The sequence below is a fragment of the Halobacterium sp. MBLA0001 genome (genome assembly GCF_049705385.1).
GTDB classification, from domain to species: Archaea; Halobacteriota; Halobacteria; order Halobacteriales; family Halobacteriaceae; genus Halobacterium; species Halobacterium salinarum.
In genome coordinates this window covers 450,573-469,302 of the sequence record NZ_JBNAMQ010000007.1, presented here as the reverse complement: position 1 = coordinate 469,302, position 18,730 = coordinate 450,573, and the positions used below count along the sequence as shown (strand labels likewise).

Below are 18,730 nucleotides of genomic sequence, written 5' to 3'. Positions count from 1 at the left end.
ACTACGGCTCCCACCGGTACCGGGTCGTCGGTTCGCCGGCGAACACCGGTCCCGGGCCGGCGCTCTCGAAGGACGCAGCTACCAGCGCCGCCGTGATGTCGTCCGTTCCGTTGGCCGGCCGGACGACTTCCACCGGCAACGTCTCCCGGGTCGCAAACGTCTGTGGCGGGTCGAGCAACGCCTCGACCGCTTCGGCGTCTCCCGCGATGCGCGTGATGTGTACTGCGTCCCGTCCTGTCTCGTAGGACAGGAACCCGATCACGTCTTCGTCGTCGCCGTCGTCGGCCACCGCGACCTGAACGGTCCGGTCACGGATGAGCCGGGCGGCGTCGATGTCGGCCGCCGCGAGCCCCGCCACCGCAGCCGTGTCGCCGGCTGTCGCGTCCCGAACGTGCATACACACGCCTACACCGCCCGCCCTCTTGAAACTCGTGTGCGGGCCGGCCGGCAACCTTCTCACCCATGCAAGCAGTTATCTACGGTGGCTCCCATAGCCGGCGGCAATGAGTACGGGACGCTGTACGGGTGACCGCCGGTGCGCGTAGTCGCGAAGTTCGGCGGCACCAGCCTCGGGAGCGGCGACCGCGTGGAGCGCGCTGCGGACTCCATCGCGGACGCCGTTGCGGCCGGCCACGAGATCTCGGTGGTGGCGTCGGCGATGGGCAACACCACCGACGAACTGCTCGACGACATCACGTTCGACGCCGACGAACCCGACCGCGCGGAGATCGTCTCGATGGGCGAACGCACGTCCGTGCGCATGCTGAAGGCCGCGCTGGCCGCTCGCGGCGTCGACGCAACGTTCCTCGAACCCGGGACCACCGACTGGCCGATCGTCACCAACGAGCGCGGTGAAGTCGACGCCGACGCGACGGCCGCCGGCGTTGACCGCCTCGTGGGCCGGCTCGGGGACACCGTCCCCGTGATCACGGGGTTCCTCGCAGAGGACCCACAGGGCAACGTCACCACGCTCGGGCGCGGCGGCTCGGACACGACCGCGGTGATGCTCGGACGGTACCTCGACGCCGACGAGGTCGTCATCGTCACCGACGTGGAGGGCATCATGACCGGCGACCCCCAGGTCGTCGAGGGCGCACGCAACGTCGGCCGCATCACCGTCGACGAACTCCGCAACCTCTCGTTTCGCGGCGCGGAAGTCATCGCGCCGTCCGCGCTCTCGTTCAAAGACGACGCCCTCGACGTCCGCGTGATCCACTACCAGCACGGCGACCTGCTGTCCGGGGGCACGCGCATCGAGGGCACCTTCGAGAGCATGATCGACATGCGGGACTCGCCGCTGGCCTGTCTGACCGTCGCCGGGCGCGCCATCCGCAACCGCCCCGGCATCACGTCCGCGCTCTCGACGGCGCTCTCTGACAGCGACATCAACGTCGACGCCGTGGCCTCCGGCATGGACTCGATGACGTTCTACGTCGACGAGTCAGTGGCCGAGCGCGCCGAGAACATCCTCCACCAGGAGGTCATCGCCGTCTCCGAGCTGTCCTCGGTCACCGTCACCGACGACATCGCGGCGATCCGCGTGCTCGGCGGCGAACTCCCCAACCGCCCGGGCGTCCTCTGTCGCATCATCGACCCGCTTGCCGACCGCAACATCAACGTCATCGACATCATCTCCTCGGCCACCTCCGTCGCGGTTTTCGTCTCCTGGGCGGACCGCGAGCCGGCCCTCGATGTCGTCCAGAACGGCTTCGGCTCGTAGCCCAACCCCACACCACCGCACGCAGTTGTACACCGCCGTACGGAGTTCTCACGCCGGACCTATGGCGGTCGCCGTTCTCCCGGTTTCGTATGCGTTCTCACACAGCCACGATGGTCGACCGCATCGAGGACACCAGCCGGGCGGACCGCGAGGCCGCGCTCGCGGACGCCGGCCACAACGTCTTCGAACTCGCAAGCGACGACGTGGCCGTCGACCTGCTGACCGATTCGGGAACCGGAACCATGAGCAACGACCAGTGGGCGGCCATGCTGCAGGGCGACGAAGCCTACGCCGGCAGCGCCAGCTTCGACGACCTCGCGGCCGCCGCCGAGGACGTGATGGGGTTCCAGCACATCATCCCCGCCCACCAGGGCCGGGGCGCTGAAAACGTCCTCTACGGGGCGGTGCTCTCGGCTGGCGACACCGTTCTGAACAACGCCCACTTCGACACCACGCGGGCGCACGTCGCCGCCAACGACGCCACGCCCGTCGACTGCCCCGTCGACGGCGCGCGCGACCCCGACACCGACGCCCCGTTCAAGGGCAACTTCTCGGTCGAACGCGCCCGCCGCGTCGTCGACGACGTCGGCGCGGACGCCGTCCCCGTCGTCGTGCTCACCATCACCAACAACTCCATGGCCGGCCAGCCGGTCAGCATCGAGAACACCCGCGAGGTCGCCGCGTTCGCCGACGACATCGACGCCACGTTCGTCATCGACGCCTGCCGGTTCGCCGAGAACGCCCACTTCGTCCAGCAGCGCGAACCCGCCTACGAGCACGACTCCGTCGCCGCCATCGCCCGCGAGCAGCTCTCGTACGCCGACGCCTGCGTCATGAGCGGGAAGAAAGACGGCCTGGTCAACGTCGGCGGGTTCGTCGGCCTCCACGACGACGGCCGCCTCCACGAGCAGTGCCGCCAGCGCGGCATCCTCTACGAGGGCTTCTCGACGTACGGCGGGATGTCCGGCCGCGACATGGCGGCGTTCGCCGTCGGCCTCCGGGAGGCCGTCGAACCGCCGTACGTCGCCGAACGCGTCGCCCAGGTCCAGCGGCTCGCGGACGCCCTCACCGACCGCGATGTCCCCATCTACCAGCCGGCCGGCGGCCACGCCGTCTACATCGACGCCAACGCCGCGCTCCCCCACCTCCCACGCGAGCAGTTCCCCGGGCAGGCGTTCGTCTGTGAGCTCTACCGCGAGGGCGGCGTTCGCGCCGTGGAACTCGGCCGGTTCGCGTTCCCCGACACCGACCGCCGCGACCTCGTTCGGCTCGCGCTCCCCCGCCGCACGTACGGCCCCGACCACCTCGACCACGTCGCCGACACCGCCGCCGCGGTCTGCGAGCGCGGCACCGACGTCACCGGCCTGGAGATCGTCTCCGAACCCGAACTGACCGAACTCCGGCATTTCTCCGCGGCCCTCCAGCCGGTCGCGTAACCCGCCTACCGCCCGCTCGCCAGCCGGTCGGCAGTCCGGGCCGGCAGCCCCGCATCCGAGACCGCCGCCTGCACAGCGTCGATGTCGTACTCGACGCGGTGCTCGGTCACCGACAGGTCGTCGACGTCCACGACCGCGTACGCCGCCCGCGGGTCCTCGTCGCGCGGTTGCCCGACGCTGCCCGGGTTCATCACGACGCCCGCCGCGTACGTCTCGTGGTGCTGGACGTGCGTGTGTCCCAGGATCAACACGTCCTCGATCGGGGTGTCGTCGTCGGTGCCACGCCCCAGCAGCGACGGCTCGAACTCGTCGGGGTAGGTGTACTTGTCCCGGAACTCGGGGTGGTCGTGGATCACGCGCACGCGCCCGTCTGCGAGCCGCTGCTCCGCGGGCCGGTTCTCGATCCACGTCCGCTGGACGTCGTGTAGCTCCTCGACGGCGTGTTCGATGCCGGCCTGCGCCATGCCGTTCCCCTGGAAGTTCTGCCCGGTCGCCACCATCCGGTCGTGGTTGCCCATCACCGTCGGCACGCCACGCTCCCGCAGCGTGTCGACACACGCGGCCGGCCACGGATTGTAGCCCACCACGTCGCCCGCGCACACGAGTTGATCGACCGCCGGCATGTCCGCGAGCACGGCCTCCAATGCAACCAGGTTCGAGTGGATGTCCGAGACAACGCCGATTCGCATACGTACGTCTCGGTCGTCCCCGGTCTTAGTTCTCCGGTCGCCCCGCTAGGGATCGTTCACCACGGCGGTGTCGTAGCCGTCGCCCACGCCCCGCCGGCTGACGCCGGCCGCACACACCGCGTGTTCGAACGCCGCGCTGTACGCCTCACGCGCCGCGTCCGCAGCCGTCGCGGCGTCGAAGCCGATCGCCTCGGGCGCGTCTTTCTCGTAGGTCGCGACCAGCGTCGGCTCCTCGACCGCCCGCACGAGCACTGCGTCCGCGCGCACGATCCCGACGTACGCGGTGCCGTCGGGCGCCAGCACGCCCGCGATCCGGGGCGTGTCGTAGTCGTCTTTCTCGTAGTCCATGGCCAGCAACGCCTCCGTGAGCGCGTCCCGGGGCGGGTATCCGCGCTCGACTTTCTCCGTGATCGGGTCGACGTGGCTGCCGTTGCCCACGACGGCGTGTCCGCCGGCCGTCCGCACGCAGTTGTACGACACGTAGGGGTTGGTCGTCTCCTCGGCGTCGGCCGTCGGCACCACCGTCAGCCCCGCCGGGCGCTCGATGAGCTTGCGGTTCGGGAACGACCGCGAGGACACGCGGTACGCCGCAACCGACGGCCCCACGACGACGAACCGTCCGATGTACATACGCGTCCGTGCATTCTCGGGCCGCAAATAGGCGTCGATATATCCACGTATACGCTGTGGGTGGCTCGCCCGCGGCTGTCGGCGCTGCTTCGCAACACTAATAACCACCACACCCGTTTTGTCTGGTGCAGCCACGCAGTCCCGTAGGGTAGTGGCCAATCCTGAAGCCTTCTGGGGGCTTCGACGGAAGTTCGAATCTTCCCGGGACTACTTCTGGCGTACACGACACCCCTACCCCGGGGTCGCCCACGCCACCGATCCACATTCCGAACGCGAAAACCGCCGGACGGCGGCCAGCCACAACCCCTTTGTTTCAACTGGAACCTGCTTACTTTTCCACGTCCAGCAACGCCACCCGCTCACGCACCACGCCGGCCAGTGATCCGTCGACCGCCGCCATCTCCGCCTCACTCACGTCGAAAAACGCCCGCAACACCGCCGGCTCACTCGCCGCCCCAACCACCGGCTCCACGGACGCCAACATCGCCGCCACCGCGTCAGCCGCCGCCGCCTCGTCGCCCCCACCAGCCACCACCACACACACCGGCTGTCGCCCCTCGTCCACACCCATGTCGAGTGCGCGCCGGATCTGCCGGCGGCCGGCCGCGTACAGCAGGATCTCCACGGCGCGCTCGTCGGCGACGTTCGCCCCGCGATCGAACGCCCGCGCAGCGTGTGTTACCGCGCTCTCCACGTGCTCCCGGCCGGCGACGTACGCCGCGTCGAACGCCTGCACCGCCACCCCGTGCTCGTCGCCCACCGCCCCCAGCGACGCCACGAACGCGTCCACGTCCTCGACCACCGCGACGCCCTCGACGATCCTCACGAGAAATCACCCAGGCTCGACTGCCCCTCGTCGCCGCCCGCCTCACCGCCGGACTCCGGGGCCGCATCCGTATCGGCGGCCACGCCATCCATCCCGGGGTCGGGATGGCCGACGGTCTCCAGGATCCGCTCGGCGGTGGCCGCTCGCCCACGCACCGCCCCCAGGACCACGGCTTTGTCGGCGTTCCGGAGGTCCGCCCGCGACTCCACGCCCGCGTTGTACAGCCGCCGCGCACGCTTCCGCCCGACGTTCCGCACTCCCGCAAGCCCCAACAACTCCTCGCGGACCCCGTACTGGACGCGCTTGCGGGCCTCACGGACCGCCGGCCCACACTCCACGTCCAACTCCCCCGCCAACCGCTCGGCGGCGTTCAACAGCCACTCCGCGGTCTCCACCTTCCCCCGAATATCCCCCGGTCCCACGTCGTAGCGCTCGGCGATGCGCTCCTCGTCGAGCTCCGACGCCCAATCCGCCATGAGCCGCGCCGTCTTCAACGCCGACAGCCAGTCCTCGAACTCCGCCTGCTCCTCGCGGGGCGTCGCCCCCAGCAGCTCGTCCTCGTGCTCGTAGGCGACCTCCGTGTACTGCTCGCGGTCCCCCGACCGGAGATACAGCTCGTACATGTCCGGCGTCCGGCTCACGAGGTGGTACAGCCCCAGCGGCGTCGGCTCCACGCTCGCGTCCGCCGGCAGCGCCGCGTCGTCGCCCAGCTCGCTGGCCGGCCGAAACGCCCCCTTATCGTCGGTCTCGGTGGCGTCCCGCGCCGCATCGCGCAGCCCGTCGATGATCGTCGCCGCGCTCATCGGATCGACGTACAACCGACTCACCAACTGCCCGGTGGCGGTCGCACGCAACGCCGCGCCGTCGCGCTCCACGAACCCGTTCCGGTCGAGGTAGCGCAACACGTCCCCCGTGACCGACCGCAACCGCCCCGTGTCGTCGGTCTGCGTGGCGTACAGCGTCCCCCCGAGGAACTCGTGGAGGCCGTCCTCGGTCGTCGTGAACCCGGTCGCGATGGCGGCCAGCACGTGCGTCCGGAGCGCCGGCTCGGCCGCCAGCTTCGACCGCACCGGCTCCGGGTCGGCGTACACGTACCGGTCGAACAGCTCCTCCAACTCGTCGTGGCTGTTCGCCAACAGCACGGCCTCCCCGTACGGGTCCAACCCCGGCCGGCCGGCACGCCCGAACATCTGGTGGACCTCAAGCACGTCCAGGGGCTGCATCCCACCGGCCGTGCCGTCGTAGCGCTGCCAGTCCCGCACCACGACCCGCCGAGCGGGCGTGTTCACGCCCGCCGCCAGCGTCGGCGTCGCCGACACGGCTTTCACCAGCCGATCCCGGAACGCCTCCTCAACGAGTTCGCGGTGCTCGCGCGCGAGGCCGGCGTGATGGAACGCCGCTCCCGACGCGACGGCGTCGGCAAGCTCGTCGCTGGTTTCGGTGTCGCTGACCCCGCGGATCTCCGCGGCGATGTCCGCCAGCCGCTCGCGCTCGGCCGACGACAGCGCGTTCCCGGTGACATCGGCCAGCCGGCGCGCCGACGCCTCGGCGTTCCGCCGCGAGTTCACGAACACCAGCGTCGACCCGTCGTCGGCCAGCGTGTCCGCCACCACTGCCGCCGTCTGGCTGCCCGACCCCACGGAGAGTTCGGCCTGGGTGCCGTCGTCGTAATGCAGCGACTGCCCGTAATGCACGCCCGTCCGCAACTCGATGGGCCGCCAGTCCGAATCCACCAGCTCGGCGTCCAGCCACGCCGCAAGCTCGCCGGCGTTCCCGACCGTCGCCGACAGCGCAACCACCTGCAGATCGGCCACCTGCTGGCGGAGCTTCGCCAGCGTCACCTCCAACGTCGGCCCGCGGTGGTCGTCGTCCACGAGATGGACCTCGTCGGCGACCACGCAGGACAGATCGTCGATCCACCCGGCCCCGTTCCGCACCAGCGAATCCACCTTCTCGGAGGTCGCCACCACGATGTCGTTGTCGGCCAGCCGCGCGCCGTCGCGCTCGTAGTTCCCCGTCGACACGCCCACCGAGAGCCCGAACCGCTCGAAGGCCTCGAACTCCTGGGCTTTCTCCCCCGCCAACGCCCGCAGCGGCACGATGTAGAGCGCGGTGCCGTCCCCCGAGAACGTGGGGCTGTCACCGCCCTCGGCGATCGCCGACAGCATCGCCAACTGCGCGATCAGCGTCTTCCCGCTCGCCGTCGGCACGCTGGCCACCAGGTTCGCGCCCTCGGTGACGCCTCTCTCGACGGCCTCGGCCTGTGGCGGGTACAGCTCTTCGACGCCCTCGCCCTCGAAGTGGTCGGCGACACCGCCGGGCAGCCCGGGCACGTCCGCAACTCTCATTGGCCCGCAGTAGGCTCGTCCCGTGGTTTAAACTGTCGGGCCGGCCCCGGCAGGAATATACACCCGCCGCGTCCACGTCCGGGTATGCGAGTCGAATTCGACCGGGACACCTGCATCGGGATGTTCCAGTGTGTCGCGGAATGGGGCGACGGCTTCGACGAGGACACGGACGCCGGGAAGGCGGTGCTCGTCGACGGCGACGCGATCGGGGACGACGTGTTCGCCGTCGACGTGCCCGACGGCGACGAACTGGACGCGAAGTTCGCGGCCCGCACCTGTCCGGTCGACGCCATCACCGTCTACGACGACGACGGCGAGCAAGTCGTCCCCTGACCACAGAATCAGCCGGAGTCGGGCGTTACGCGATCTCGTCGTACTGCGCGGAGAGCTTCCCGGCGGCCTCGTCCAGGAGGTCGCGCTCGTCGGCCGTGAGCTCCCACTCGACGACCTCTTCGACGCCGTCGGAGCCGAGCTTCACCGGGATGCCCAGGCCCACGTCGTCGAGGCCGTATTCGCCGTCGAGCACCATCGACCCGGGCAGCACTTCGCCGGTGTCGTTGAGGATGGCTTCGACCATGTGGGCGACGCCGGTCGCCGGCCCCCACTGTGTCGCGCCCTTCTTCTCGATGACGTTCATCGCCGACTCCTGGAGGTCCGCGAGGATCTCCTCGCGCTCATCGGCGCTGAACGCGGGATCGGTGCCGTTGACGCGTACCTTCGAGAACACGGGCACCTGGGCGTCGCCGTGCTCGCCGAGGATGGTCGCGTCGACGTTCTGGACGGGGACATCGAAGCGCTGCCCCAGGACGTACCGGAAGCGCGCGCTGTCCAGGCGGCCGCCGAACCCGACGACCGAGTGGCGGTCGCGGTCGCCGCTCTCGTAGAGGTGGCGGTTCAGGAGGTCAACGGGGTTCGACGTGGTGACGGTCACGAAGTCGTCGTTGTGCTCGGCCAGCGACGAGCCGATGTCCTCCATGATGGGCGCGTTGTCGCCCGCGAGGTCCGTGCGGCTCTGGCCGGGCTGGCGGGGGATGCCGGCCGTAATGACGACCACGTCGGAGCCGGCGGTGTCCGCGTAATCGCCCTGCACGACGTCGGTGTTGGCGTCGTAGGCGACGCCGTGATTGGCGTCGGCCGCCTGGCCGATGGTCTCCTCTTCCTTGTCGGGGATGTCCACGAACACGAGTTCGTCGACCACGTCGCGGAGCGCGAGGTTGTAGCCTGCGGCAGCACCAACCGTTCCGGCCGCACCCACAATGCTGACTTTCGTCATATCACGTAATTCACCACCGGCGAATCCGTTAAGCGCTTCGATACCCCCGGCGTGATGCCACGAACACCGCCCGAAAGCCCGACAACCACCGAATCATGGTTCGACACGCATCGAATACAGGTGGTGTTCGCCATCGCCCGCAGCCTTTTCGACGCTCCCGACCGATACGCCACCCATGAGCAACACCGACGACGGCTTCGACAAGGAAGCCGCCCGCGAGGAACTCCGCGAGAAATACAACGCAGACCAACAGGACCGCGAGGAAACCGCACGCATGAGCGACCTCCTCCTGCAGGGCGCAACCATGACCAACGACCACTGCGACCGCTGTGGCACCCCCCTGTTCCGGCACGACGGCGAGACGTTCTGCCCGACGTGCCAACACGACGATGACAACGACGACGACCCCACTGCCACGACGCAGTCCGCGCCCGACCGCTCACCCCCCGCGGACCCACAGGCAACGCCACCGTCCTCGCCACCCACGACGCCCGACACCTCCTCCAGCACGGCCGCTGCAACCGACGACGTCCCGACGGCTGCCGCCCGCGACCGCCCCGAACACGCCCCCACCGCCGAACCCACAACCCCAGCCACTGAGGAACTCGAATCCACCATCGCCGCGCTCGCGCGCCGCGCGAGCGACGCCGACGACCCCCGAACCGCCCGCGAATACCTCGAAGCGGCTCACGAAGCCGCCGCCGCCCTCGACACCCTCCGGCCCTAGTCGTCCCCTCCTCGTGCCGCCGCGCCGTCGCGGTGGCACGCGGTCGGCCGCCCCGTCCCATCCTCGTCCAACGGCGGCGACTCCCCTTCGCAGACGGTCTCGAACTCCTCGGCGAGCACCGCCCGCCCGTCCTCGACGTCGCCGCGCACGATGTCGTCCAGCGCCGCCTCCAGGGTGGCCTCCGCCGACGGATCGGTGAGCGTCTCGGGGATGTCGTGCTCGCGGCGCAGCTCCGCCTTCATCGCGTCAGCGTCCGCCGGCGACACCGACGCGTCGTCCTCCACGCCGACGAACGCCCGAAGCCCCGCAACGTCGACGCCGTGGCGCTCCACCGCAACCCGGAGGTTCATCACGCCGCGCCAATGCGCCTGCTCGAAGTCGTAGCCGTCGGGCTGGATCACCTCCGGACACCGCGTGTGGAAGTTACAGCCCGTCGGCGGATCGGACGGCGGCGGGACCTCCCCACGAAGCCCCGCATCGGTCCCCCGGGACTCCACCCCGACCGTCGGAATCGACCGAAGCAGCGCCCGCGTGTAGGGGTGTTCGGGGTCGTTGAACACGTCCTCGGTCCGCCCCATCTCCACGATCTCACCCAGGTACATCACCGCAACCCGATCGCACACCTCGCGCACCACCCCCATGTCGTGGCTGATGAACAGCACCCCCAGGTTGAACTCCGCCTGGATGTCGTTCAGCAGCGTCAACACCTCCGCCTGCACGCTCACGTCGAGCGCCGACACCGGCTCGTCGGCGACGATGAGTCGCGGGTTGACCACCAGCGCCCGGGCGAGCGCAACCCGTTGCTTCTGGCCGCCGGACAGCTCGTGAGGATACCGGGCGGCGTCCTCACCGCTCATTCCAACGCGTTCGAGGAGATCCCGCGCGATCTCCAAGCGCCGGCTGCGTGGCCCCACGCCGTGGATCTTGAGCGGCTCGGCGACCGACTCGCCGGTGGTCATCCGCGGGTCGAAGCTCGAATCCGGGTTCTGGAAGATCATCTGGGCCTCCCGCCGGAACCGCTTCAACGCCGTGTCGTCGTACGCGGTGACGTCTTCCCCGTCGAAGTAGACGCTGCCGGCGGTCGGGTCCGTGAGCCGGAGCACGGACTCCGCCACCGTCGACTTCCCACACCCCGACTCCCCCACGATCCCCAGGGTTTCGCCCGCCCGCACCTCGAACGACACCCCGTCCACTGCGCGAACCCGTCCGACCTCCGTCCGCAGTACGCCCTCCGTGATCGGGTAATGCTTCTTGAGGCCGTCCACTCGCATCAACGATTCCGTGGCGTCCGACTCCGTGTTCACGATCTGCTTGCTCATTGGTGTCCTCCAGTCGCGTCCTCGCCGCCGGCCAGTTCCCCCTCGTCGTGCTCGGCGTCGTAGTAGACACACGACGCCTCGTGGGTGTCGCCGTCGTCGACGCCCCACAACGGCGGCTGGTCGCCGCTCCGACACGCCTCGGTGGCGTGCTCACAGCGCGGCGAGAACCGACACCCTGCCGGCGGGTCCGTGACGTCGGGCAGCGACCCCTCGATCCGATCCATCGACCCGCCACGCCCCGGCAGACAGTCCATCAACGCCCGCGTGTACGGATGCGACGGGTTCCGGAAGATGTCCTCGACGGTCCCGGTCTCCATGACCTTCCCGGCGTACATCACGACGACGCGATCCGCGATCTCCGAGACCACCCCCAGGTCGTGGGTGACGAAGATGATCCCCATGTCGTGTTCGGCCTGGAGGTCTTCGAGCAACCGCAGGATCTGGCCCTGGATGGTGACGTCGAGGGCCGTCGTGGGCTCGTCGGCGATGAGCAGGTCGGGATCACAGGCCAGCGCCATCGCGATGAGCACGCGCTGTTTCATCCCGCCGGAGAACTCGTGTGGATAGTCGTCGACGCGCGCGCTCGCCTCCGGAATCCCGGTCTTATCCAGCAGGTCGACGACCTGCCGTTGAACCGGCACCTCGGGGTCGCCGTGGTCGTGGATCCGGATCGCCTCCCCGATCTGGCGGCCAACCGTATACACCGGGTTCAGGCCGTTCTGTGGGTTCTGGAAGATGTGGCTGATGCGCTTCCCGCGCACGTCCTGGAGTGCCGTCTCCGAGAGCGTCGTGAGGTCCATCCCATCGAAGGTGATCGTCCCGCCGACGATCTCCCCCGGCGGCGTGTCGAGAATCGACGTGATGGACTCACTCGTGACCGTCTTCCCGCTGCCGCTCTCCCCGACGATCGCCACGGTCTCCCCGTGGTCGACGTCGAAGCTCACCCCGTCCACCGCGAACACCGTGCCGGCGTCGGTGTGGAACTGCGTCTCCAGGTCCGACACCGAGAGCAACGGCTCGCTCACAGCCCCCCACCTCCGTCGACCTCCTGGCGGGGGTCCATGGCGTCACGCAACGACTCCCCGACGTAGTAGAACGACAGCACCGTCAGGAACAGGAACACGCCGGGGATCGTCGCGATCCACCACGCGCTGGCGAGGTTCACCTGCCCGGCGGCGATGGTCCGCCCCCACGAGTACGTCGTCGGGTCGCTGAACCCGAGAAACGCCAGTGACGCCTCGCCGAGAATGAACCCCGGAATCCCGACCGTCGCGCTGATGATGATGCTGTTCGCCGAGTTCGGAATGAGATGTTGGCGCACGATGTAGAGCATGTTCGCACCCGAGGCTTCGGCGGCCGTGATGTACTCCTCGGAGGCGCGCTGCAACGCCTCCCCGCGCACGGTCCGAGCGATCCCCTCCCAACTGAAGAACCCGAACAGGAGGATGATCATCCACAGCTCGCTCCCGAACAAGTACGTCAACAACAACAACAGCATGAAATCCGGGAACACCGACTGCACGTCGACGTACCGCATCAGCAGCTCGTCGATCCGGCCGCGGCCGACCGACGTCGCGAACGCCGCGACGGCACCGACCGCCGACCCGATGATGACCGAGAAGATGGTCGCGATGAGCCCGACCTCCATGCTCACGCGCATCCCGTACACCACGAGCGTGAGGATGCCCTGGCCTTTCGCGGACGTTCCCAGTGGGTACTGCCAGGTGCCGGTTTTCACGACGCCACCGACGGTCGTGCTCATGCCAACCGGCGGCACGCTCTGGTTGGTGAACTGGGTCGTCGGCGGGTCGATGAGCAGCGGCCCGAGGACCCCCACGACGAACATGACCGCCAGCCAGCCCAGCGCCACCACGGCGACCTGATTCTTCTTGAACCGCTGCCAGTAGAACGCCCGCAGCCGCGGCTTCTGGGAGAGCGGAATCACCGCGTGGAAGACGATGGCGATGAGCGTCCCGATGAACAGCCACTCCACGCTCAACACGTCCCAGCGAAACACCAGCGGCCCAGTGTTCCACGTGTAGTCGTAGACGAACGCCACGATCAGACCCAGATACGACAGCAGCTCCGCGAGCCCGGCCCGTGAGACACCTAGCGTCGAGATCCCCTGGGCGTCCCAGTCGATGTCCTCGAAGGTAGCGGTGTCGGCGTCTTCGGCGGCCATACTACCGATCACCGTAGTCGATCCGTGGGTCGAGGATGGTGTACGACACGTCCTCGATGAGGTTCCCGATGATCGCCAGGAAGACGGTGATCATCGTGGTTGCGAGCACGAGCGTCGTGTCCTGCTCGGTGATCGCGGTGAACGTCATCAACCCCAGCCCGGGAATGGAGAAGATCTGCTCGATGATGACCGACCCCGACCAGAAGATGGCCAGCAGGCTGCTGACGAAACTCGTCGTCAGCGGCACCGCGGCCATCCGGAAGACGTGGTGTATCATGAGCCGCCACTGGCTGGCCCCCTTCGCCTTCGCGACCTTCACGAACTCCTGGTTCATCTGCTCGATGGCCTGCGCCCGAGAGTACCGCATCTGCCACGCCAGCGAGGCCGTGAGCAGGACGAAACTCGGTATCAGGAGCTGTGTGATGTTCGCCATCGAGGCCCACCCCTGGTTTATCGGGATGCCGCTCTGGTAGTACGTCGAGATGAACTCGAAGTGCGTTCCTAACAGGATGATGAGCACGAGCGCGAACCAGAAGTTCGGAATACTGATGCCGAAAAACCCGACGAACGACCCCAGGTAGTCCGCCTTCGTGTACGGCTTGTACGCCGAATACAGGCCCAGCCCGTACCCGAGTATCGTCGACACCACGAGCACGGGAATGGCGTACTGGGCGGTGTACGGCCACGCCTCCGAGATCGCCGCCATCACCGACTGCGACCGGGATTCGGACCACCCCCAGTTCAGCGTCGCCATGTTCGTCACGTAGTTGACGTACCGCTCGGTGATGGGTTTGTCCAGGTTCTGCCGTTCACGGTACTGTTCTCTGCACTGCTGTGCGTCGCCGCCCGACGCCGAACAACTCATCACCGACTTCGTCTGTCCGGTGTCCGGCGACGCGACGAGCAGCCCGAACGTCAGGGTCAACGCGATCCACATCACCACGAACGTCCAGAGCACGCGCTTCACGATGTACCATTTCATAGTTGTGATCCCTCTGAACTGGTGGCTTAGCGGCCGCTGGCTCCGTCGGAGAAGTACATCTCCGAATACCGCTCTTCGACGTAGTAGTCGTTTGCGGGGCTGTCCGGGACGTTCTCGACGCTGTCGTTGTACGCGTAGAAGTTGTACGGGTTGTACTCGAAGATCACCGGCCGCTCCTCGGAGAGGTACTCCAGCATCTCCGTGATCTTCGCCTTCGCGGCGTCGCGACTCGCAGCCGTCTGGGCCGCATCACGCATTCCAACGAGGTCTCTATCCGGCGCATAGCCGTAGGAGTTAAACGACTGTTCGGTGCCGAAGAGGTTCGTGATCGTGCTGGCGGGCGTGTTCGGTCCATAGTCGAAGCCGAGTGTGAGCATGAAGTCCCACGGCTGGGCCGACACCGCTTCGTCCTGTGGGCCGCGGTTGTAGTCGGACGGCTGCCTGTTCTCGTCGCCGTATCCGGGCTCCCCCGAGAAGCCTGGTGCCGTCTCCGTCGTTTTGAAGTAGTTACTCATCAGGTTCGGCCACGACGTCGTTTCCTGGTTCAGCTTGATGCCGACCTTCCCGAGGCGCTTTTTCAGGTAGGCCGCCCGCAGGTCGTCGGTCTGCCCGGACTGGTAGACGATGGTCAACTCGACCTGGTTGCCGTCCGGTCCAACGAAGGTGTCGCCGCTGTACCCGTAGTCGTTCGAGGTGCCCTCCTTGAGGAGGCGGCGCGCTTCGTCCAGCGACCCCGAGAACGTCGTGGGGTTCTCGGGCGCGTACGGCCCCCAGGTCGGATGCAGCGTGTTCTGGACGCCGGCCCGCCCGTTGAGGATGTTCTCGACGATGAACTCGTTGTGATAGATGTGCGCCATCGCGTGCCGGACCTTCTTGTTCCGGAGCTGCGTCCAGCCGTTCGCACGGTGGTTGATCCCCAGATACCCGGACCACGACCGGTACGGGTTCTTATACAGCTCGATACCGCCCTGGTCGCGGAACTCCGGGACGTCCGTGGAGGGGATACTCACTCGGTCTATCTCCCCGCCTTTCAGCGCTTCACGAGCCGTACTCGCTTTGTTGAAGTACTGCATGTGGAACTCGTCGAAATACGGCGCGTTCGCCATCACCTCGGGCACGCGGTCGTCGCGTTTCGCCCACTGCCGGAGGTAGTAGTCCTCAGCCCGCTCGAAGGCCATGACCGACTGCTGGGACCAGCGCTTGAGATCCCACGGCCCGAGGTTGCCGTTGAACGCAGCCCGCATCACCTCCTCGTCCTGTTCGAGGCCGTCGGCGTCCTCGGCCTCGACGTACGGCTTCGCGAGCGCTTTCGGGATCGGGTACATCCCGCCGAGGGGTTCGTTGTACGGGAAAAACGGTCGCGGCTCCGGGATCGTCTCTCGGATCGTGTACTTGTCGACTTTCTCGAACGTGATCGGGGTGTTGTCAGCCCCGACGTTGAACAGGTGACTGTAGGTGAACGCCGTCCAGTCCGGCCGCCAGAGGTTGTTGAGGTTCCAGAGGTAGTCGTCGGCGGTCAACTCCCCGTAGCCGTTGCCGTATTCGAGGTTGTCCCGGAGCGTGATCTCGATCTGGTCGACGGGCTCGGACACCGAGAAGTCCTCGAACCACAGCGGCAGGATGTCCTCGTACGCCTCCCCGGTCCGCGAGAACCCCGCATCCATCACTGAATTGACGCGAGCGGAGGTCTGTCCGTCACCGATCCGGAACGCGTTCAGGCCGTTCGTCGTCGACGTCGTTGCCACCTTGAACGTCCCACCCCGCGGGATGTTTTCGGGTTGCAGCGTCTCGGTGTCCGGCGACGACGTCTCCTCGCTGGTCGCGGTCGCCGCCGAGTCGTCGCTGCCGCCGCCCAGACAGCCCGCGACGCCCGCCGCAACCCCGGTCGCGCCGAGCGCTTTCAGCACCCGCCGCCGCGAGTGCGCCTCGCTGGTGGACTGATCCGTGTTTGGTCGTGATGGTCTCGCATGGTTGTCTCTATTTGCCATGGCACACACATACAATACATATGGTATATATGTTTCCCATGATAGCTCAGTATGCCCACACGACGAGTCGTGAGAAACGGCTGCGCCGATCCAACGACCGGGGTTGATCGCCCAGCACGCCGAACCGCGGCTGAGCGCGCCCCACCGGCGATTCACCGAACACAGCCGCCACACAGACCTCTCAGCGAAACGATATTCTGCCCGCGCTCACTCCGGCTGATACTCGGTCCCAACGACCCCGCGTATCCGCTCGGCGGTCACTGCCCCGACGCCATCGGCCGCCGTGAGCTCGTCCTCGCTGGCTGTCATCACCGCCTCCACGCTCCCGAACGTGTCAAGCAGCGAGCGCGCTGTCACCGGCCCCACGTCGGTGATCGACGACACCACGTACTCCTGTTGCTCGCCCTGCGTCTTCGCAGCTTTCTCGCCGTGCGCGCTCACCGCGCGGTCGTTGGTGGTCTGCTCGCGCTCGGCGATGGTCTCGATCATCTCCGTGGTATCACCCTCGCCGTTCGTATGCATGACGCTCAGCCCCCAATCAACCGCCAGCGACGCCATCGCCGACCGAACCGCGTTCGGGTGCACGTTCCGCTCGGCGTAGAGGTCGCCGTCGCCCTCGACCACCAGCACGGGCCGCGTGTACTGGCGCGCAAGCTCCTTGGCCTGCTCGAAGATGGAGCGCTCGCTCCCCAGCAGCGTGTCCATGAAATCACTGTGGGACTTGCGCTCGACGGCCACGCGATCCGACACCACGTAATCCCCCACCGCGAGCGTTTCCAGGCGCGTCTCCACGCCGTCGCGCTTCGAGAGCTCGCGCGCGATCGTCGAATCCAGTTCGCGCTGATCCACCACCACCTCGACCGCCTCGCCGGCACCGTCTACACGCGCCGCCACGCCCTCGGTGTCCTCGCCGTCGGACACGTCCTCGGGAGCCGGTGCCGCCGGCTCCTCGCCGGCCGCCTCGGCGTCCCCGAACTCGTCTAAGGCCTGCTGTGCGCCGTCCCCACCGAGTTCGGTCTCCAACTCGTCGGCACGCCCCTTCAGCGACTGCAGTTCCTCGGTCATCTCCTGCTCGCGGCGGCGGGAAATCCAGAAATACGCCTCGTCGCGGGTGTCCTCCGCCAGCAACACCACGACCCGGCCGGCCGTCTGGCGGCCGGTTCGGCCCTTCCGCTGGACCGACCGGATCGCCGTCGGCACCGGCTCGAAGAACAACACGAGATCGACCTCCGGCACGTCCAACCCCTCCTCGGCGACGCTCGTCGACACCAGCACCTCGAAGTCGCCGTTCCGGAACTCGGCCAGCGTCTCGCGCTGCTCGGTCTGGGTCATCCCGTCGCTGCCGTCGGCATCCCCCTGCCCGACGAACCGCCGGGTGTCGAAATGCTCGCCGAGAAACGCCGTCAGCGCCTCGGCGGTATCCCTCGACTCCGTGAACACGATGACCCGGTCCCCGTCCTCGATGCCCAGCGTCTCCGCCAGCAACATCCTGGCCTGCCGGAACTTCGGATGCAGGCCGTCGAACTCCCTGGCGGTCCGCATCGCCCGCTTGACGGCCGGCTCGCTCACCAGCCGCTGGCTGGCCTTCGACGCCCCGGAGGTGTTCGCGGCGTTGCGCTGGCGCTCGAAATACCGCCGCACCGACTCCACGCTCTGGGTCTCGACGAGCTCGACGGCGCGCTTGAGCTTCATCACCTCGGCGTGCACGCTCATCCCCTGGTAGCCGTCGCTGTCGTCGTCGTCGATGAGCTGCTGGAGGCGCGCCCGGATCTCGTTGAGGTCTTTCTGGCTGATGTCCGGACTGGACGCCTTCGTCACGCCGATCTCCCGGAGTTTCGCCAGGCGATCCTCGATCACATCGTTGATCGCGTCCCGGATCTCCAGGATCTCCTCGGGGAGCGTGACGCGCTCCCACTGCACGTCAGTGTCGTGGGTGTGCTCGCCGACATCGGCGTCGTCCTCGGTCATCACCTCCACGTTCCCCACGCCGAGGTTCTCACACACCGTCCGGATCTCCGCCTCGGTGCCGCCCGGCGACGCGGACATCGCGGTCACCAGTGGAGCGGCCGCATCGGCGTGATACCGCTCGGCAACGTATGTGTACGCGTAATCACCGGTCGCCCGGTGGCACTCGTCGAACGTGCAATGCACCACGTCGTCCATGTCGATGCGGCCGCCCACGAGGTCGTTCTCGACGACCTGCGGGGTGGCGACCACGACCCTGGCGTCGGTCCACGCCGCACGCCGGTCGTCCGGTCGCGTCTCCCCCGTGAACACCACCACGTCGTCGTCGGGAACCGCCAGCGCCTCCCGGTAGAAGCCGGCGTGCTGTTCGACCAGCGGCTTCGTCGGTGCCAACAGCAGTGCCGTCCCGCCCGCGTCGTCGGCCAACCGATACGCCGTCACCAGCAGGCTCACCGTCGTCTTCCCCAGCCCCGTTGGCAGACACACCAGCGTGTGCCCCTGTCGGGCCGCCGCCGCCAACTGGAGTTGGTACTGGCGCGCCTCGATCACACCATCAGCAAGCATCGGATGGTCGACGTACCCCATCTCCTCCGACATTCGCCCACGAGTACGTCGGTCGCTCGGTTAAGCGTTCGCGTCCCGCGC

General features: G+C 67.9%; 16 protein-coding genes and 1 tRNA gene. 5 read left to right on the top strand and 12 right to left on the bottom strand.

Annotation, left to right across the window (positions count from 1 at the left end; genetic code table 11):
- Window position 1 precedes the first annotated feature (1 nt).
- On the bottom strand, window positions 2-397 hold the full coding sequence (locus ACOZ32_RS03615) for a hypothetical protein (protein WP_010903773.1): 396 nt from the start codon (window positions 395-397) through the stop codon (window positions 2-4).
- Between the two features lie 138 nt (window positions 398-535).
- Here ACOZ32_RS03615 and ACOZ32_RS03610 point away from each other — a divergent pair, with 138 nt between their 5' ends.
- Window positions 536-1,720, top strand: coding sequence for an aspartate kinase (locus tag ACOZ32_RS03610; protein WP_424334945.1), 1,185 nt, complete (start codon window positions 536-538; stop codon window positions 1,718-1,720).
- A gap of 89 nt (window positions 1,721-1,809) precedes the next feature.
- The gene (locus ACOZ32_RS03605) at window positions 1,810-3,156 is read left to right on the top strand and encodes a tryptophanase (RefSeq protein ID WP_424334944.1); all 1,347 of its coding nucleotides are present in this window, start codon (window positions 1,810-1,812) and stop codon (window positions 3,154-3,156) included.
- Between the two features lie 5 nt (window positions 3,157-3,161).
- Here ACOZ32_RS03605 and ACOZ32_RS03600 read toward each other — a convergent pair whose 3' ends face one another.
- Window positions 3,162-3,845 (bottom strand): metallophosphoesterase family protein, encoded by a 684-nt coding sequence (locus ACOZ32_RS03600; protein ID WP_205251225.1) that lies wholly within the window; start codon window positions 3,843-3,845, stop codon window positions 3,162-3,164.
- A 45-nt stretch (window positions 3,846-3,890) separates the two neighbouring features.
- Window positions 3,891-4,475 (bottom strand): IMP cyclohydrolase, encoded by a 585-nt coding sequence (purO, locus tag ACOZ32_RS03595; RefSeq protein WP_010903769.1) that lies wholly within the window; start codon window positions 4,473-4,475, stop codon window positions 3,891-3,893.
- A 137-nt stretch (window positions 4,476-4,612) separates the two neighbouring features.
- Between purO and ACOZ32_RS03590 the strand changes: the two genes are divergently transcribed.
- Window positions 4,613-4,685: transfer RNA gene (locus ACOZ32_RS03590), tRNA-Gln, on the top strand.
- Between the two features lie 118 nt (window positions 4,686-4,803).
- Here ACOZ32_RS03590 and cgi121 read toward each other — a convergent pair.
- Window positions 4,804-5,301, bottom strand: a complete 498-nt coding sequence (cgi121, locus tag ACOZ32_RS03585; RefSeq protein WP_010903768.1) for a KEOPS complex subunit Cgi121 — start codon at window positions 5,299-5,301, stop codon at window positions 4,804-4,806.
- Window positions 5,298-7,649 carry an ATP-dependent DNA helicase gene (locus ACOZ32_RS03580; RefSeq protein ID WP_424334943.1) on the bottom strand — a complete coding sequence of 784 codons (2,352 nt, stop codon included), beginning with the start codon at window positions 7,647-7,649 and terminating at the stop codon, window positions 5,298-5,300. Before ACOZ32_RS03580 ends, cgi121 begins: the two co-directional genes overlap by 4 nt.
- An 84-nt stretch (window positions 7,650-7,733) precedes the next feature.
- Here ACOZ32_RS03580 and ACOZ32_RS03575 point away from each other — a divergent pair, with 84 nt between their 5' ends.
- Window positions 7,734-7,982 carry a ferredoxin gene (locus ACOZ32_RS03575; protein ID WP_010903766.1) on the top strand — a complete coding sequence of 83 codons (249 nt, stop codon included), beginning with the start codon at window positions 7,734-7,736 and terminating at the stop codon, window positions 7,980-7,982.
- Between the two features lie 25 nt (window positions 7,983-8,007).
- On the opposite strand, the gene mdh is transcribed toward ACOZ32_RS03575, so the two are convergent.
- Window positions 8,008-8,922 (bottom strand): malate dehydrogenase, encoded by a 915-nt coding sequence (gene mdh / locus ACOZ32_RS03570; RefSeq protein WP_424334942.1) that lies wholly within the window; start codon window positions 8,920-8,922, stop codon window positions 8,008-8,010.
- 175 nt (window positions 8,923-9,097) lie between these two features.
- Here mdh and ACOZ32_RS03565 point away from each other — a divergent pair, with 175 nt between their 5' ends.
- On the top strand, window positions 9,098-9,649 hold the full coding sequence (locus ACOZ32_RS03565; protein ID WP_235218848.1) for an Sjogren's syndrome/scleroderma autoantigen 1 family protein: 552 nt from the start codon (window positions 9,098-9,100) through the stop codon (window positions 9,647-9,649).
- Here the strand turns inward: ACOZ32_RS03565 and ACOZ32_RS03560 are convergent.
- The 6 genes from ACOZ32_RS03560 to ACOZ32_RS03535 all read right to left on the bottom strand — a co-directional run bounded on the left by ACOZ32_RS03560 (window position 9,646) and on the right by ACOZ32_RS03535 (window position 18,682).
- Window positions 9,646-10,968: an ABC transporter ATP-binding protein gene (locus ACOZ32_RS03560; RefSeq protein ID WP_235218849.1), complete on the bottom strand. Its 1,323-nt coding sequence runs from the start codon at window positions 10,966-10,968 to the stop codon at window positions 9,646-9,648. The two genes, ACOZ32_RS03565 and ACOZ32_RS03560, sit on opposite strands and share 4 nt — an antisense overlap.
- Window positions 10,965-11,993 (bottom strand): ABC transporter ATP-binding protein, encoded by a 1,029-nt coding sequence (locus tag ACOZ32_RS03555; protein ID WP_338416968.1) that lies wholly within the window; start codon window positions 11,991-11,993, stop codon window positions 10,965-10,967. The genes ACOZ32_RS03560 and ACOZ32_RS03555 overlap by 4 nt, the downstream gene beginning before the upstream one ends.
- Window positions 11,990-13,150 (bottom strand): ABC transporter permease, encoded by a 1,161-nt coding sequence (locus ACOZ32_RS03550; RefSeq protein WP_424334941.1) that lies wholly within the window; start codon window positions 13,148-13,150, stop codon window positions 11,990-11,992. Before ACOZ32_RS03550 ends, ACOZ32_RS03555 begins: the two co-directional genes overlap by 4 nt.
- Window position 13,151: 1 nt before the next feature.
- On the bottom strand, window positions 13,152-14,132 hold the full coding sequence (locus tag ACOZ32_RS03545; RefSeq protein WP_010903760.1) for an ABC transporter permease: 981 nt from the start codon (window positions 14,130-14,132) through the stop codon (window positions 13,152-13,154).
- 26 nt (window positions 14,133-14,158) lie between these two features.
- Entirely contained in the window at window positions 14,159-16,120 is a 1,962-nt protein-coding gene (locus tag ACOZ32_RS03540; RefSeq protein WP_424334940.1) for an ABC transporter substrate-binding protein, read from the bottom strand.
- A gap of 207 nt (window positions 16,121-16,327) precedes the next feature.
- Complete coding sequence (locus tag ACOZ32_RS03535; protein ID WP_424334939.1) at window positions 16,328-18,682, bottom strand: DEAD/DEAH box helicase; 2,355 nt, start codon at window positions 18,680-18,682, stop codon at window positions 16,328-16,330.
- Between the last annotated feature and the right edge of the window lie 48 nt (window positions 18,683-18,730).